Here is a 15,809-nt window from a genome sequence, read left to right as displayed (position 1 = left end):
CCACCAATCTCGGGGCCGTAATGTCGGGGTCAACGCCCTAACCGATCATCAAGTTGTTTGGCTTAGGCGTTTATCGAGGGCGTCGTTGTAGTAGCTTCCGGACTTTGTGGATGAATTCGGATTCGCCTTGGACCATTGTTTTTAGTTCTTTTCGCCCTACGTGCAGAATGTGATATCCCGCGGCGAGAATCTTGTCATTGCGTTCTTTCTCTTCCGCCCATTTCTTCTCTTCACCAAAATCCGTGTACTTGGATTTTCCGTCGACTTCCACGACAAGCCATTCTTGAATAAGAAAGTCAACGCGACATCCTTCGATCTCGATCTGCAGGAAGAAATCGTGTATGCCAGCTTCGATAAGTTGTGCCCGGGCCCAGGATTCTAGTGGGCTTTCCGCTCTTGGGGATGCCAGTTCCATTGCCCGCCGAGCTTTGCTCACCCCAGGTAGGCGACGGAAGCGACTTAGTTGGGCGTCGATGCTTTCCATGTTCGTTTGCTGGGTATAAAGCACGTAGTCGATAGCCGCTAGGCCCTCAGCTAAAGTTCCAGTTCGCGCGATATCAATGACTGTTCTCCGGCCACGAGTAACTCTGACGCCTTTGTGGATGGTCCAATCGTCGTCGTGAAGCTGCCAATGCCGATATTCCACACCCGTTTGCCAGCGCTTTCGCGACGGCGCGCACACCCCACCCGGCAAACACAACTCCACTGGGCCGTTGCGCAACACCGGAATTCCGGTTACACGCGCAGCAGCCTTACCGACGAGCACTGCCCGATACGCCGCCATCCCCACAGCAATCGCGCGGATTTCCTCTTGTTTCCACCACTGCTGACTCTCAAAATACTCTCGGTGAACTATGACCTCCGGCGTCAGCTCTATTGCATCCGGAAAATCGCGCCTCATTTCCAAGGCGCGAGCGTAGCTCAGCGCACGCAAATAACATAACTTCCCCGATATGAAATCCCCCGAATTCATGCCAATATCATGCTGCATTCAGCGATAGCTCGCAAGCCGACCGGCTTTCTCCCCGACATTACCCTCCCGAAGTTCGGGCTCGCCGCAGCGATTTTGGGGCAACCTCGGGGGCGTAATGTCGGGGTCAACGCGAAGCAACCAACCCGGCGCTATTCCATCACGCTGACGGCTGACGAAGCAGCGACTGCCCGTTCGCGCGCAGTCTCCACGTTTTCGCCGGTGGCGACGGCCACACCCATGCGTCGTTTTTCGCCGGCGGTTGGTTTGCCGAAGATGCGAATGTCGGATTCTGGGACGGCTAGCGCGTTAGCTACCCCAACGTACCGCACTGGCCCTTCGGAGGACCCGTAGATCACGGATGATGCGCCTGGGGATACGAGGGTGACATCGATCGGGAGCCCGAGAATGGCGCGGGCGTGGAGTTCGAATTCGGAGAATCGTTGGGAGGCGAGGGTGACGAGTCCGGTGTCGTGCGGACGCGGGGAAACTTCGGAGAAGTAGACGTCGTCGCCAGAGATGAAGAGCTCGACACCGAAGATGCCGCGGCCACCGAGGGCTCCGGTGATGCGGGCTGCGACGGAGCGGGCATTTTCGAGTGCGGTTTCAGTCATGGCCATCGGTTGCCAGGATTCCACGTAGTCGCCGTCGACTTGGCGGTGGCCGATGGGTTCGCAGAACCAGGTGGCGTCGTTGCCGGTGGCAGGGTCGATGGAACGGACTGTGAGGAGGGTGATTTCGTAGTCAAAGTCGACGAAGCTTTCGATGATAACGCGGCCGGAGTCGACGCGCCCGCCGGACATGGCGTAGTCCCAGGCGGTGTCGATGTCGGCAGCCGAGCGAAGGACAGATTGGCCCTTGCCGGAAGAGCTCATCACTGGCTTAACGACGCACGGATACCCAATATTCTCCACCGCTGACGCGAATTCTTCCTTCGTGGATGCGAATTCGTAAGCCGAGGTCGGTAGCCCCAGTTCTTCGGAGGCAAGTCGGCGGATGCCTTCCCGATTCATCGTAAGTTGGGTTGCTCGGGCGGTTGGGATGACCGTCGTCCCGCCTTCTTCAAGCTCGGCGAGCGCGTCAGTGGCAATCGCTTCGATCTCTGGGACGATGAACTGAGGGTTAATCTGATTAGCCAGTTCCTTCACCGCGTCCGCATTCGTCATGTCAATGACGTATGCGCGGTGCGCAACCTGGTGCGCCGGGGCGTTTTCATAGCGGTCAACAGCATGCACTTCGACGCCGAGGCGCTGCAGCGCAATAGTTACTTCTTTGCCGAGCTCTCCCGAGCCGAGGAGCATGACGCGGGTGGCGTTGTCTGTTAACGGGGTACCGATATTTTCAGGGGTGTACATGGTGCAATCATAATCCGGGAGCATTGTCGCATCGTGGTGACAGGCACTACTACCGCAAAAGCGGTGCCTCGGATCACCGAGCACACCGCTTTTACAACAGCTAGCTAAGTACTAGCTTTCTTTACGACGCTTCGCCACAAAGTACAGGCCGAGAGCTAGCAGGAGCGCAGCAACTGCTGAAAGGCCTACAACGTTCGCGCCGGTCGATGCCAACATCTTCTTCGCAGGAGTCTGCTGAGGTTGGACACCCTTCTGAGCAACTGGAGGCTCATTAGAGATGGAGTCCACTCGATCCTGGCGGTTCGGAACGGAAGGTGCCGGAACCACTATCGGGGCTTTGGTCGATGAGGAAGATGACCCCATATCGGAAGACGATGAACCGCCTTCCTTCAATAGTGCCCACAGCCCGAGCGCACCAAGCACGTAACGCAGATCGAAGCCAGAGGAAGCCTGGACCGTTGTCGTTGTAGTGGTAGGAGCCGCCATCTCAGTGGTGGTCGTCTCGACCGTCGTTGGAACAACCACCTCAGTGGTAGTCGTTTCCGTGGTCACAACAGTGGTCGGCACAACAGTCGTTTCCGTCACCGTGGTAGGAACCGGGGTTTCTACCGTCGTCGTCACGGTAGTAGGAACCTCAGTGGTGCTCGTAACCGTCACTGGAACTTCCGTCGTCACCGTCACAGTGGTTTCCGAAGGAGTTGGCTCGCTCGTGGTAACGGTAGTGGTAGGTGACGGCTTGTCCACCATAACGACCTTGTTGTCTTCCGCATCTTCCAGCTTGTAGTGACCATCGCTGTCTTTGACACCAACCTGAACTTTTCCGTCACCAGCAACATGGAAGATGATGCTTTCCGCAACTTCGTAGCCCTGTGGCGCAGTGACCTCGGTGAGCTGATATACGCCTGGCTCCGCAGAGAACTCACGCGGCTTGTTTCCAGAAGTCCATTCCTCGATGAGTGCCGTTACTGGCTCATCCCAAGCAATACCAACCTTGGACAAGGTCATCTTCGCGCCAGCTAGCTCATCCTTCTGCCCCAACGCGACCTTCGAAAGCAAAACCTTGGTCAGTGGAGCTTGCTCCGCCTCGTTGATCACGGTCAGCTGATTCTTCTCCGCGACTGCAACCTTTACACTGTTGACCGTTTGCTGAACGTCAGAGGTGGACACCTCACCCTTAGCATTCACAGTGAACGTAATGTCGGAAACGACCTTGTATCCCTTAGGAGCTGCGGTTTCCTTGAAGACATACTCGCCTGGAGCGACGCTAATCCGGTGTGGCTTATCAGTGGATACCCATGAGTCGACCTTAGAACCGTCAGACTTCTTCAACACAGTGATCTGCGCACCAGGAAGCTCCGTGCCATTCAGATCGACCTTAGAAATTTCAATATCGTGATTCGCCACAGACTCTTCTTTTTTGGTCCACTCGACAGTCCGGGTAAGTGGAGTCTTTTGTTCGGAATAGGTCACGATGGTGGTTTGCTGACGAACGTTATCCTTCACTGCATGAACGATCGCGCCACCCACACCGGCGTTAGGCACCTCAATATCAAACTTGACCGAAGTGGCGTTCGGATCCACCTTTACGTAAAACTTGTTGGATTCCTTGTTTACGAGAGACTGCCCCTCCCCGAGTTTCACTGAGAACTCTGCTCCTGCAGGAGTGGTCTCGAACTCGAATGGGCCGACAACGCCGTCCTTCTCAGTTACCTTGTCCTTGTTGATCTGCTCAATGCTTTCAATGCGCTCAGAACCAATGTTGTTCTTGCCAACTAGGTAATCATAGAGCTTCTTTTGCCCTTCCTGCAGCGCGGACAGTTCCTTACGGGAGGCACCATTAAATTGGTTGATTCCTTTGTAACTGTACCCGTCGGTAAAGTGCCAAATAGCAGCTTGTGTTTGAGCGATAGCGCTCTTCTTGTTTAGTTCCCCCGATTCGGCACCGATGGTGTTAGCCAAAGATTCAAGGGACACTGCCGGATAGCTATTTTCTACAATCCAATTAACTTTGTCCGCATTTTTCACAAACTGGTTGTTGCCAGCAAAATTGCTCCAGGAAGTAAATTGGCCATCGACACTCGCTGAGATATCGATGGGAACATCAGCCTCGACACAATAGGACTGACCATTGAAGCTTTCGCTAACAAGTTTGAAGAGCTGCGTATCTCTACTTTTACCGTCTTCAGAAGCGATCAGGTAGCCCTTCTCCCCCGAAGACACCTTTACGCCGTCGCCAATACGGGGCTCTGCCGCATTCGCACCCGACAATGAAACGAACATTGCAGGGACCAAAACCAAAATGGCCGTCAAAAGCGCCACAAGCTTCCTGTGCGCTTGCCACCCACCGACTGGGGCCATATCTCACCTCTCAAATTGCGTGCTCTACCTAATCCGATCAACACATGCGGGATCGTGTTTTCATTAGTTAGGACACAGCTTTAGACCTAGTTAGCAAAGGGGGAAAGAGCCTTCCCACCCCTTGTCATTCCACTAGAAAATTGTTGACAGGTGAATAATAGCTCCCTTAATCACATTTACAAAATCCTTAGAGGAATATGTGGATATGATTAAGGGCACACAGTTCAGGGCCCTAGTCAGCCATCACATCATGGCGCACGATGGTCTGGTCACGACCAGGCCCAACGCCGATGTAAGAGATCTGGCAGCCGGAGAGTTCTTCAAGGCGAAGCACGTAGTCTTGCGCCTTCTGCGGGAGCTCTTCGAAAGTCTTGCAGCCGGTGATGTCTTCGTCCCAGGCTGGCATGGTCTCGTAGATCGGGGTGGCGTGGTGGAAATCGGACTGGGTCATCGGCATTTCGTCGAAGCGCTTGCCGTCCACGTCGTAGGCGACACAGATCGGAATTTCACCGATGCCGGTGAGCACGTCCAGCTTGGTCAGGAACAGGTCGGTAAAGCCGTTGACGCGGGATGCGTAGCGGGCAATCACGGAGTCGTACCAGCCACAGCGACGCTTGCGTCCGGTGTTCACACCGATCTCGCCACCGGTGGTCTGCAGGTATTCGCCCCACTTGTCAAACAGCTCGGTTGGGAATGGGCCGGCGCCAACGCGGGTGGTGTAGGCCTTGATGATGCCCAGGGAGTGGGTGATGCGGGTCGGGCCAATGCCGGAGCCCACGCACGCACCACCTGCGGTGGGGTTGGAGGAGGTCACGAACGGGTAGGTGCCGTGGTCCACGTCGAGCATGGTGGCCTGGCCGCCCTCCATGAGGACGTGCTTTCCCTCATCCAGCGCCTTGTTCAGTTCCAGCTCAGTTTCGATGACCATCGGGCGCAGGCGGTCCGCGTAGGACAGGAAGTACTGCACGGTTTCTTCCGCAAGGATGGCCTTGCGGTTGTACATCTTCACCAGCATCTGGTTCTTCACGTCCAGTGCGGATTCGATCTTTTGGCGCAGGATGGACTCATCGAAGATGTCCTGCACTCGGATACCGACGCGGGCAACCTTGTCAGCGTAGGTTGGGCCAATGCCACGACCGGTGGTGCCGATGGCGCGCTTGCCCAGGAAGCGTTCCTGAACTCGGTCCAGCACCTGGTGGTATGGGGCCACCACGTGCGCGTTAGCGGAGATACGCAGGCGGGAAGCGTCGCAGCCACGCGCGATGAGGCCGTCCATTTCCTCGAACAGGGCCTCAAGGTTGATCACAACACCGTTGCCGAGGATCGGGGTGGCGTTCTCCGAAAGCACACCAGCAGGCAGGAGCTTGAGCTCATACTTTTCCCCGCCAACCACCACGGTATGGCCGGCATTATTGCCACCATTGGGCTTGACTACGTAGTCAACAACACCGCCGAGGATATCTGTGGCTTTACCTTTGCCCTCATCGCCCCACTGGGCGCCGACAATCACGATTGCAGCCATGTCACGTCACTTCCGATCAACTCGAGTAGCCCCGGCGTACGGCGGGGCAAAAGACGTTAACTAATTCTACATGCCACAAGGGTTTTCACGAACCATTTCCCCAAACTTCCGGGGGCATCCCTGGGTTGTCCGAAGTGGGGACGAGCGCCGCAACAGCAGACTGGCGCGATAGGCCGCACACTTGCAGCAGATCCACGATCAAGGAGCGCGTTTGGCCGACGATCATGATGCCGGACAGCGTCGCAGGATCCGCAATGTCGGGGTGGGCCTGCGCTGCTAGTTTCCGCAGCCGCACCGTAAGCTTCGGGATCTCCGGGGACAGCGCAGCATCCGATTTTTGCCAAAACACCTCTGACAGCTCATGCATGATCTCGGAAAGCTCGGTCAGGATCTCCAGTTGGCGCGAGGAGACGGTGGAATGGTCGTCGAGAAGCACGCCCGCGCGACGCACCAGCACGCGGGTGTTGCGCATGGCATTATCGACGGGCCCCAGCACCCGCAAAATGGAGCGCAATTCACGACGCTGCTTCCACATAATCGGCGAGGTCTTCACCACCTCCTTGCCCGTGTGAGCCGCGGCAATCATCGTGTTAATCGCCGCCTGCGAGCTGCGCGCCCGTTCAAGCACGTCAGAAACTTGGCGACCGTCCCGGGCAGAAAGGGCCTCCACCAGCTCTTCCATCACCGCAGCGATCGTCGACAAAATCTTCGCGATCTCCCGGCGCCCATCCTTCAAAGGCGATTTCGGGATCAGCCCCATCATCACCACACCAATGACTCCACCGATTAGGGCGTCAAACATGCGCTCCGGGCCGCCAGCCGTGCCCGGCGGAAAAATCGTCGCGATCAGCACCGATGCGAACGCCGCCTGATTCGCCGCCAGCACTCCCTTATCAATGAACATCACCGCGGTCACCGACACGATCACGCCCACCGCGATCTGCCACACACCAGTGCCCACGTAGTAAATGAGGATGTCGCCCAGCCCAACGCCAACAGCCACGCCGAGCACCAGCTCAATGGAACGACGTACCCGATCCCCGCCCTGCGTCGAAAGCACAATGATCGTGGCCATCGGCGCGAAGAACGGCTGCGGGTGTCCAAACACACGCAAACTTACCCAATACGCCAGGCCTGCCGTGATTCCGAGCTGCAAAATATAAGGCCACGACACCGCCACGCGCTGCGCGCCTTCGCGTAACCTACCGAATGCTTGTTGCCTTATCACACCGCGAGTCTAACCGCTTCGGTAGATTAAAGAACCATGCAACTGCTCTCCATCGACTGTGGCAACAGCAACTTCCCCTCCGATATTCGCCTCCCGGACGTCCCATCCCAGCGCGACCTGAAGTTCTTGGAAGGGATCGCCCGCAGCGCGCTCCCCGAAGACCCCACCCCGTCCCTGGATGACATTCAACGCCAGCCCGATGTGAAACCCCTCGGCGCCCCGCAGCCAGCACCACAGCAACCACTTCGCGACGTCCGCCTCGTCGTCATCGGCTCCGACGCCGCACTCTCCGCAGTCCTCACCCGACTCATGCGCCAAGATGACATGTGGATCCAGGTCGGATTCGTCCCCACCAGCCCCTCAGTTGTCGCCCAGAACTGGGGGCTGCCTAAGGACGCGTGGGAGTTCGCCACCCAAGCAGCAGCGAAACCCGCTCCCCTCATCCGCGACGACGCCGGCATCGCCGTCGCAGGATCCGCCACCATCACCGAGTGGGACAACGCTGAACTCGTGGGCGAAATAATCGTTGACGACCACGTGCTGCTCCACAGCGAACAACAAATTAACAACTTCGGGGCCCGCCTCGTCCCCACATCAGGCGCACCCGGAATCGCCGCCGTCAAACGCATCAACCCCCGCCCGCGGCTATTTAAAAAAGAATACGACCCGGCCACGCTGGCAACAGGACGGGCGCTGCAGGTCGGCGGACAGAACGTGCGCGTGCTTGTCGACGGCATATCCCGCAAACGCCCCGTCGAACGAGCAACCTTCTACCGGCACCTCCGCGACGCCCAACTAGTAATGGGGGCTTAGGAAAAATGATAGGGATTTGTTGCTCGGGGCAAATCCCTATCCCTGACCAGCCTGGGCCTGCGATCAAGCAGCCAGGTGTGGCTGGGCGACGAAATCGAGCGTACGGATGGGACGATTTCGCCGTGAAAAATCCCATTCGTACGCCAAATTCTGTTACTAAATTTAAAATCCCCCTCCCTCACACAATGAGGGAAGGGGATACCGAAGAACCTGTTACTTGGAAACGGTGGTTCCTACGGAGTGCAGGTCCTGGCAAGCTTCGATGATGCGCTCAGCCATGGACTGCTCTGCCTTCTTCAGGTAGGAGCGTGGGTCGTAGACCTTCTTGTTGCCGACTTCGCCGTCGATCTTCAGGACGCCGTCGAAGTTGGAGAACATGTGTGCTGCGACTGGGCGGGTGAACGCGTACTGGGTGTCAGTGTCGACGTTCATCTTGATCACGCCGTAGCGCAGGGCTTCTTCGATCTTTTCCTTCTCGGAGCCGGAACCGCCGTGGAAGACGAAGTCGAATGGGAGGGCGTCGTCGCCGAGGCCGAGCTTCTTGCGGGCTACCTGCTGGCCTTCGAGGAGGACCTCTGGGCGCAGCTTCACGTTGCCTGGCTTATACACGCCGTGCACGTTACCGAAGGTAGCGGCCAGCATGTAGCGGCCGTTTTCGCCGGTGCCGAGGGCGTCGATGGTCTTTTCAAAGTCCTCAGAAGAGGTGTAGAGGTTAGCGCCAGCCTTGGCCTCAACGCCGTCTTCTTCGCCACCGACAACACCGATCTCAACCTCGAGGATGATGTTGGCGGCCTTAGCCTTAGCCAGGAGCTCCTGTGCGATCTCGAGGTTCTCATCGATTGGCACAGCGGAGCCGTCCCACATGTGGGACTGGAACAGAGGCAGCTCACCGCGGTCGACGCGTTCCTGAGAGATTGCCATCAGTGGGCGAACGTACTCGTCCAGAACTTCCTTCTGGCAGTGGTCAGTGTGCAGCGCAACGTTGATTCCGTAGTGCTTAGCAGCCTCGTGAGCGAAGGCAGCCAGTGCAACAGCGCCGGCAACCTTGTTCTTCACAGCCAGACCGGAGCCGAACTCAGCGCCACCGGTGGAGAACTGGATAATGCCGTCAGACTCTGCCTCAGCAAAACCCTTGAGAGCAGCGTTGATAGTTTCGGAAGACGTGCAGTTGATCGCAGGGTAGGCGTAGCCACCCTTCTTTGCGCGATCCAGCATCTCGTTGTAGACCTCAGGAGTTGCAATAGGCATAGTCTAGGACCTCCAAGTTGGGGAAAATTTACCTGCCCTCAATTATGCCTGTGTTTGCGGCGTTTCGCCGTGGCACACAAATTTGGAGGGTGTCACAGCCCCAGTTGATCCACCACCATATGCGCCATCTCACGATGCCCACGCTCGTTAATGTGGAACGGCATGTGAGCCACCGGGCCGGTGGTATCAATAAGTGCCGACACGTACCGCACGTCGTCGGGTGAGCACATGCCGTTTCCAGGAGTTTGACTGCGGACATCAACAAAACCGATGCCCGTGCGACGAGCCAGCTCACGTTGCATCTCCTGGGCTTGCGATTCCATGTCGGCAACCTGGACTGCGGGAACAGGCCCGGGAGCTCCCGGTATGACGCGGGCGAGGCACAGCTGCCCGTTACTCGTAATGCTCGGATAGCCAATCATCGTGATGGTCGCCTGAGGAGCGCGCTCCCGAATGCGGGCGATGTGCCAACTCATGCCGTCTAGATAGGCTTCCGGGCCAAAGCCACTCCACGTGTCGTTAAATCCTTGGGTAATCCACACGTGGGTTGTGTTGGGATCTATTGCGGGAAGGGCTGCGTCAACCTGGTCAGCAAATGCCGTTTTCAGGAACGGCCCACCAATGTTGACCTGTGAACCGGCGCAAGAGAAATTCCGGGCTTCCAATCCAGCCTGCCGCGCTGCTTGTTCGGCGTAGCTCTCAGCAGACCGCGGGCACTGCCCACCGCCACGCAGGCGATTAACAACGACATCCCCCGCCCACGGGTCCGCCACCATAGAATCGCCCAAAATAATGACATTGCGCTGCTGTGCAGGGGTGGCACTAGCGTGCGGGCTAGCAACGCCCATCCCTACCAAGGCCGCCAGCAGTATGGCACTCAACTTCCGCACTTTTATGAACTCCCTCCAGCGACCTTCGCCGCGGCTTCCAACAACATCCAGCCGGACAGTTGGACTGATAGATCCCGCTCCGGGACAAACGAACCGAGCACTGCCCCACCAATGGAGCCTCTATACGTGCTGGTGGTGGGGACTTGTGCGTCTTTGGTCCAGTCGGAGGGAAATACCGGAAGGCCGTCGATCTCTAGCCGGTGGTTCCACAGCGATGTCGCTGACTGCAGGACCAGGCGAGTGGCTTTCTTCTTGGTCTCCCGGCTCGCGGCCGAGTCGCCTGGCAGACGCAGCGCCACATCTGCGAGATAGCGCACGAGAATACCCTTGAAAAGGCCACCGTCACCGCCGGTGGTGAGGCAGTTGATGACGCCGTCTGGCGTGGCCAAGTTATTTTCCACCGCCACCACGAGCTCGCGGATACGAGCAATGTAGGCGTATGCGTCGTGTGCGCGTTCGGCGTCGTCAAGCGAGGCGACGTCGGTGACGCCCTGGTCGGCGAGCATGCGGTCGGCAATCTCCAGGCAGGCGCCCATCATGACGCCTTGGCAATACGGGTGAATCGCCCGTACGAGCTCTGGGCCGTGCATGCGCATCCTCATGCCGTCCATGACCAGGCCGTTTTCGTCAATGAGGTTGTCGAAGACCCAGTCGGTGAGGGTGCACGCTTGTGTCAATCTGCCGGAGCGGGCCATCATGATCGCCGCTGGGCCATTGGTGGGGACGTTGTAGAAGGTTTCGTTGGTGCGCCACGGCAGCACTCCGGTCAACGTATCGATGCCAGCAACGATGTTGTTTTCCAGCGCCCGCAGTGCCTTGTTCCGCGCAGAAGTGTGCCACCTACCGACGGCTAGTGCCAGCCACGACTTATCGTCGTAATAACGATTGACGGTCCAACCGCGAATGTTGCGGATGCGGATGCCACGCATGGTTTCCTTGATTCGCCGTTTGCGTTGAATAGTGGGTCGGCGCAGCGCCGCATCGATCTGGCAGTCCAGGTAGTGGGCTTGCCACCAGTAGTGCCAGTGGACGAAAAACTCGTCTTTGGTGCTCGGCGGCCAGCTGACCACGCCGAGATTCGTGCGGGGGATTCCCCAAAGTTTCCGCGCATGCCGATCAGTGATGGCTGCCTCAGCCAAATCTGCACGATGCGACCACTTTTCTTGCACCTTACTCTGCCCCTTACCAAGCGTTGTTCAGGTCGGCGTGCTGCCGGATCCACGCGTGCATCGCAATGCCGGCAGCGACACCAGCATTGATTGACCGCGTGGAACCAAACTGCGCGATCGAGCACGTCATCAGTGCCCCATCCCGCGCAGCTTGCGTCACCCCTGGACCTTCCTGACCAAAGAGTAACAAGCATTCCCGCGGAAGGTTGGCTGTTTCGAGCGGAACCGAACCTGGGGTGTTGTCGATCGCCACGATCGTGAGCCCCTGCAGACGCGCCCAGCTGATCAGGTCATCAACAGTGTCGTGGTGCATCAGGTACTGGTAGCGGTCCGTGACCATCGCCCCGCGCCGGTTCCACCGCTTTTTGCCCACAATGTGGACAGTGTCCACGGCAAAGGCGTTCGCGGTGCGCACCACGGTGCCGATGTTGGCGTCGTGCTCGAAGTTTTCGATGGCGATGTGCAGCGGGTGCCGACGCGTATCGATGTCCGCCACGATCGCCTGCCGCGTCCAGTAGCGGTAGGCGTCCACCACGTTGCGCTTATCGCCCTGTTCTAGCAGCTCCGGATCATAACGTGGGTCGGTCGGCCAGTCGCCTTCCCAGGGTCCCACGCCGATGCGCGCCTCAAACCACTCGGTGGGCCCTTTATTAGAGTCGGCGTTGTTAGAGTCCAAGGTCATCCAAGCCCAGCAGGTAGCGGTATTCCAGGCCTTCGGCAGCAATGACATCGCCGGCGCCGGTGTTGCGATCCACCACGGTAGCCACACCGACGACTTCGGCACCTGCCTCGCGCAGCGCCTTCACAGCAGTCAACGGCGAGTTACCGGTTGTGGTGGTGTCCTCTACCACCAACACTTTCTGACCTGCTACGTTGAAGCCTTCGATGCGACGCTGCATGCCGTGCTTCTTGGCTTCCTTGCGCACCACGAAGGCGTGAATCTCACGGCCATCGGCGTGCATCACGGAGGTCGCGACTGGGTCTGCACCCAAGGTTAGTCCGCCTACTGCCGCGTAGTCCCAGTCGGCAGTGAGTTCGCGTAGCAGTTCGCCGATCAGGCGGGAGGCCTGTGCGTGCAGCGTCGCGCGGCGCAGGTCAACGTAGTAGTCGGCTTCTTTGCCAGACGAGAGGGTCACCTTGCCGTGCACGACGGCGAGTTCTTTCACCAGTTCAGCAAGCTGCTGCTTCTTATCCATGCTGTGTCTCCTTAGAAGATTGTTGGGTTGTTATCGCGGCGTACCACGCGGGTGCCATCGCTGTCGGGCACCTCGGATGGTCCCTCAGCGATTGCCCCTACTTCGTCTGCGCCGACCGGCCGGGCTTCAACCACTCCGTGGGCGGCGTGGCGCGCGCGGGTCGGCATCTCAACGGGCTCTTCCGAGCGGGGCATCCGCACCAGGTCTGCTTCCGCAGGCTTATCGACGGCCGTAGCCTCCCCCACCGGTCGGGTCTTCATAACGATGTCCAAGTTACGGACAGCCCGGGGTGGCAGTACCCGGAATGCATCCGCGAGCAACGCCAACGGTTCGATCATCTGATCCCAATCCTCTGAATGCGAGGATTTGGTGGTTTGGGCCAGCACCCAATCCGATTCCGCCCACACCGCGGTCACAGCCTCGGGCATGGCGGCGAGGGAGGCGATCACTCGCTCGTCGATGACGCGTTCCGCCGCACCATAGTCGTTGGAGAGAATTTCAAATCCGGATGTTTGGGTGACGGGGAGAAGGTCGTCTGAGTCGTCGTCAAGCAGCACGCCCACCCTGCGGGCGTCTACCACCACGTCGCTGGCGGCGCTGCGTCGCATCGCCATGACCGGGATGGTGTCGAGGTCCACCAGGTACATCTCGTAGTCCACGCCCAGGGTGTTCACCACACCGGAAACCACCTCGCGGGGCGACACTCCGGAGGCTGCCGCGCCACGTGACCACTCGTCCGTGAGATACATGTCGGATTTGGAGAAGCCGAAGCCTCGATCAGCGGCCCACGCTTTACGCTCGCGACGTCCGCCACCAGGCAGCTTGATGGCTACATGCTTAGTTTCTTTCGGTTCGGGTTCCGGTTCGGGCTCGGGTTCTGGTTTTGGTGCCGGCTCCGGTTCTGGTTCTGGCTCGGGTTCTGGTTTTGGTGCCGGCTCCGGTTCTGGTTCTGGCTCGGGCAAGAATTCCGGCTCGGGATCCCCTTCCAGCACTGGCTCTAGTTCTTCAACTACCTCAAGCTGGCGTTCCTCCACCGCCTCAGGGGCTTGCCGCTGCGGACGGGTGATCCACAACAGCACGCCTGAGACGGCGAATAGGACTAAAGCTGCAAGAATAAACCACACATCGAGTTAGTTTAGTCCACGCGCACCACTGGATTGCTCTGGTCTGCCGCCCACTGCGACCAACCGCCAACAAACAACGCCGCACCTGGCATGTCCGCATGGTGCATGGCTGCGATCATTTGGGAGGAGTGCAGGCCGGAACCGGAGTACACGATGACGTTTTCGCCAGAGGTGACGCCGACGGCGTCGAAAAGCTGGCGAATTTCCTGTGGGGTTTTGAAGGTGTAATCCTCGTTGAGCAGTTCGCCGCTGGGCAGGTTGATGGCGCCCGGGATGTGGCCGGCTTTGAGGTCGAGGGATTCCTTTTGGCCGGAGAAGCGGGAGCGCTCACGGCAGTCGATGAGGATGCCCTTGTGGTTTTTCACTTCCTCCAGGGTCGCGGTGGGAAGCTGCCCAATGTTCGGCCGGATCGTGGACGTTGCCGGGAAATTACCTGGGCCGCCAACAACGGGCTGGCCGGCTCTCTCCCACGCGTCGATGCCGCCGTCCAGAATGCGGACATTGTCAATCCCCGCCCAAGTGAGGATCCACCACGCTCGCGCCGCGAGAAGCCCTTTGCCGTGGTCATAAACCACGACGGCGCTTTCCGCATTGAGCCCCATCTTGACGAACCAGCGTTGCAGCTGGTCAGTATTCGGGAGCGGGTTGCGCCCCTCCTGGCTGGAAGGGATATCAGCCAAGGCCAGGGAAGCATCACAAAACATGGAATTCGGAATGTGCTCGGCCTGGAACCTGGACAGGCTCGCGCCCTCGCCAGGCTCCCACACAGACGCGATGATCGAGGTCTTCTTCGAGCCGCGTACACGTTGCAATAACTCATCAGCAGTGATGGTGATCATGGCTGCCAGTCTAGGCAAGGCCGGTCGAGAGCGCGACGCAAGCGATCGTGCCCGCCACGATGGACAGCACCGCGTTACGCCGCCACAGGTGCACCCCCGCTGTCACCGCCAAGCCGACGCCATATCCCACATTTACGTGCGTCGGGCCCCAACCAACCCCATGCAGGCAATAAAGCAACAAAATGATCATCGCGCCCTGTGGCATCCACCGCCCGAAATTCTCCAAAAACGGGGATCCTGACAGCTTTGCCTTAATCGCGAACGGCAGCGCCCGGAGCATAAAAGTCACCGCCACCGCCGTGCCGACGGCCATAAAGAAGTAACTATCCACGGCTGTGCCTCACCACCAACGATCCAGCGAACAGGAGCATCGCCACCAGCATCATGTTTTGGTGGCCCGCCACCATGCCAATTCCTGCCGCCCCAGCAGCCAACAGCGCCCCCACCTTGTCTTTCCGCAATTGCCACGAGTCCAACGCCAAGACGGCAAACAGCGCGATGAGCAGGAAGTCGAGGCCGTGCACGTCGCCTAGTAGTTGGGCTCCGCCAAGAGCACCGACCAAGCTGCCGCCCGCCCAGCTCGCATGGAGGCCGACATGCACCCACCACATGGTCTTCGGATCCCGCTCGGTGATGTTCAGCGCAAAGGCTTCATCGACCATGCAAAACATGATGTACCACTTCCGGAGCTTGCCCTTGAATAATTCAAGCGGGTAGGTCAGTCCGTAAAACAAGTGCCGGAAATTCACCAGGAACGTCGTCACCGCGATCGTTACTAACGGTGAATGAGCAGAAATAAGGCCGATGAGGATGAACTCCATCGACCCCGCCAGGACCGTCGCCGAGATCAAGAACGCCGCCCACCACGGGAAACCCAGATTGGTCGCGAGGACTCCAAAGCCGAGCCCCAAGACGAAGATCCCAAACCAGACGACGCCGGCTTTGGTGAGTGCTGTTCTGAATGCCGTGATCGCCAACATATTGGAGCATTGTAATTTTTGCTCCCGCTGCCCGCCAGTTAGTTGTGACCCTGGTTGGGTTTCAGGCGTGGTTTTCTAGCTGTGCTAGATGCCTGGTTTCCAGTGTAGCTGGTTGTT

At 58.6% G+C, this 15,809-nt stretch carries 15 protein-coding genes; 1 reads left to right on the top strand and 14 read right to left on the bottom strand.

The genetic code is table 11. The features are described from left to right. Positions 1-70 precede the first annotated feature (70 nt). From ACZ6ZO_RS10915 to ACZ6ZO_RS10895, 5 genes are all read right to left on the bottom strand, one after another. Positions 71-901, bottom strand: coding sequence for a hypothetical protein (locus ACZ6ZO_RS10915; RefSeq protein ID WP_182385338.1), 831 nt, complete (start codon positions 899-901; stop codon positions 71-73). Between the two features lie 221 nt (positions 902-1,122). After that, positions 1,123-2,325: a formate-dependent phosphoribosylglycinamide formyltransferase gene (gene purT / locus ACZ6ZO_RS10910; protein WP_465292606.1), complete on the bottom strand. Its 1,203-nt coding sequence runs from the start codon at positions 2,323-2,325 to the stop codon at positions 1,123-1,125. Positions 2,326-2,436: 111 nt separating this feature from the next. Then, the gene (locus ACZ6ZO_RS10905) at positions 2,437-4,605 is read right to left on the bottom strand and encodes a SpaA isopeptide-forming pilin-related protein (RefSeq protein WP_465292604.1); all 2,169 of its coding nucleotides are present in this window, start codon (positions 4,603-4,605) and stop codon (positions 2,437-2,439) included. Positions 4,606-4,915: 310 nt separating this feature from the next. Then, positions 4,916-6,205 (bottom strand): adenylosuccinate synthase, encoded by a 1,290-nt coding sequence (locus tag ACZ6ZO_RS10900; RefSeq protein WP_208768131.1) that lies wholly within the window; start codon positions 6,203-6,205, stop codon positions 4,916-4,918. Between the two features lie 85 nt (positions 6,206-6,290). After that, the gene (locus ACZ6ZO_RS10895) at positions 6,291-7,433 is read right to left on the bottom strand and encodes an FUSC family protein (protein ID WP_465292602.1); all 1,143 of its coding nucleotides are present in this window, start codon (positions 7,431-7,433) and stop codon (positions 6,291-6,293) included. Positions 7,434-7,469: 36 nt separating this feature from the next. Between ACZ6ZO_RS10895 and ACZ6ZO_RS10890 the strand changes: the two genes are divergently transcribed. Beyond that, positions 7,470-8,246 carry a hypothetical protein gene (locus ACZ6ZO_RS10890; protein ID WP_182385333.1) on the top strand — a complete coding sequence of 259 codons (777 nt, stop codon included), beginning with the start codon at positions 7,470-7,472 and terminating at the stop codon, positions 8,244-8,246. A 213-nt stretch (positions 8,247-8,459) separates the two neighbouring features. Here ACZ6ZO_RS10890 and fbaA read toward each other — a convergent pair whose 3' ends face one another. The 9 genes from fbaA to ACZ6ZO_RS10845 all read right to left on the bottom strand — a co-directional run bounded on the left by fbaA (position 8,460) and on the right by ACZ6ZO_RS10845 (position 15,692). Further along, positions 8,460-9,494 (bottom strand): class II fructose-bisphosphate aldolase, encoded by a 1,035-nt coding sequence (fbaA, locus tag ACZ6ZO_RS10885; RefSeq protein ID WP_465292599.1) that lies wholly within the window; start codon positions 9,492-9,494, stop codon positions 8,460-8,462. A 92-nt stretch (positions 9,495-9,586) separates the two neighbouring features. Continuing rightward, entirely contained in the window at positions 9,587-10,384 is a 798-nt protein-coding gene (locus ACZ6ZO_RS10880; RefSeq protein ID WP_407926230.1) for an SGNH/GDSL hydrolase family protein, read from the bottom strand. Positions 10,385-10,386: 2 nt separating this feature from the next. Next, positions 10,387-11,553, bottom strand: a complete 1,167-nt coding sequence (locus ACZ6ZO_RS10875; RefSeq protein ID WP_465292597.1) for a glycoside hydrolase family 76 protein — start codon at positions 11,551-11,553, stop codon at positions 10,387-10,389. Positions 11,554-11,566: 13 nt separating this feature from the next. After that, positions 11,567-12,235: a TrmH family RNA methyltransferase gene (locus ACZ6ZO_RS10870; RefSeq protein ID WP_182385330.1), complete on the bottom strand. Its 669-nt coding sequence runs from the start codon at positions 12,233-12,235 to the stop codon at positions 11,567-11,569. Then, positions 12,219-12,749 (bottom strand): orotate phosphoribosyltransferase, encoded by a 531-nt coding sequence (gene pyrE, locus ACZ6ZO_RS10865; protein ID WP_182385329.1) that lies wholly within the window; start codon positions 12,747-12,749, stop codon positions 12,219-12,221. Before pyrE ends, ACZ6ZO_RS10870 begins: the two co-directional genes overlap by 17 nt. An 11-nt stretch (positions 12,750-12,760) precedes the next feature. Continuing rightward, positions 12,761-13,873, bottom strand: coding sequence for a hypothetical protein (locus ACZ6ZO_RS10860; protein ID WP_465292594.1), 1,113 nt, complete (start codon positions 13,871-13,873; stop codon positions 12,761-12,763). A gap of 11 nt (positions 13,874-13,884) precedes the next feature. After that, a complete protein-coding gene (locus ACZ6ZO_RS10855; protein WP_465292592.1) occupies positions 13,885-14,712 on the bottom strand; it encodes a sulfurtransferase in 828 nt (275 codons plus the stop codon). Positions 14,713-14,722: 10 nt separating this feature from the next. Continuing rightward, on the bottom strand, positions 14,723-15,043 hold the full coding sequence (locus tag ACZ6ZO_RS10850) for a branched-chain amino acid transporter permease (RefSeq protein WP_232843229.1): 321 nt from the start codon (positions 15,041-15,043) through the stop codon (positions 14,723-14,725). Next, a complete protein-coding gene (locus ACZ6ZO_RS10845; protein WP_182385326.1) occupies positions 15,036-15,692 on the bottom strand; it encodes an AzlC family ABC transporter permease in 657 nt (218 codons plus the stop codon). The genes ACZ6ZO_RS10850 and ACZ6ZO_RS10845 overlap by 8 nt, the downstream gene beginning before the upstream one ends. Between the last annotated feature and the right edge of the window lie 117 nt (positions 15,693-15,809).

This window comes from Corynebacterium sp. NPDC104732 (genome assembly GCF_055583565.1).
Note: the sequence above shows the minus strand (reverse complement) of the source record. Positions and strands in the feature narration are given on the sequence as shown.

Excerpts from the sequence above, each read along its gene's own strand:
- ACZ6ZO_RS10870 (WP_182385330.1), bottom strand. The coding sequence starts at position 12,235 with ATGACCTTGGACTCTAACAACGCCGACTCTAATAAAGGGCCCACCGAG.
- ACZ6ZO_RS10900 (WP_208768131.1), bottom strand. The coding sequence starts at position 6,205 with ATGGCTGCAATCGTGATTGTCGGCGCCCAGTGGGGCGATGAGGGCAAA.
- purT (WP_465292606.1), bottom strand. The coding sequence starts at position 2,325 with ATGTACACCCCTGAAAATATCGGTACCCCGTTAACAGACAACGCCACC.
- ACZ6ZO_RS10855 (WP_465292592.1), bottom strand. The coding sequence starts at position 14,712 with ATGATCACCATCACTGCTGATGAGTTATTGCAACGTGTACGCGGCTCG.
- ACZ6ZO_RS10890 (WP_182385333.1), top strand. The coding sequence starts at position 7,470 with ATGCAACTGCTCTCCATCGACTGTGGCAACAGCAACTTCCCCTCCGAT.
- pyrE (WP_182385329.1), bottom strand. The coding sequence starts at position 12,749 with ATGGATAAGAAGCAGCAGCTTGCTGAACTGGTGAAAGAACTCGCCGTC.
- ACZ6ZO_RS10905 (WP_465292604.1), bottom strand. The coding sequence starts at position 4,605 with ATGTTCGTTTCATTGTCGGGTGCGAATGCGGCAGAGCCCCGTATTGGC.
- ACZ6ZO_RS10845 (WP_182385326.1), bottom strand. The coding sequence starts at position 15,692 with ATGTTGGCGATCACGGCATTCAGAACAGCACTCACCAAAGCCGGCGTC.
- fbaA (WP_465292599.1), bottom strand. The coding sequence starts at position 9,494 with ATGCCTATTGCAACTCCTGAGGTCTACAACGAGATGCTGGATCGCGCA.
- ACZ6ZO_RS10915 (WP_182385338.1), bottom strand. The coding sequence starts at position 901 with ATGAGGCGCGATTTTCCGGATGCAATAGAGCTGACGCCGGAGGTCATA.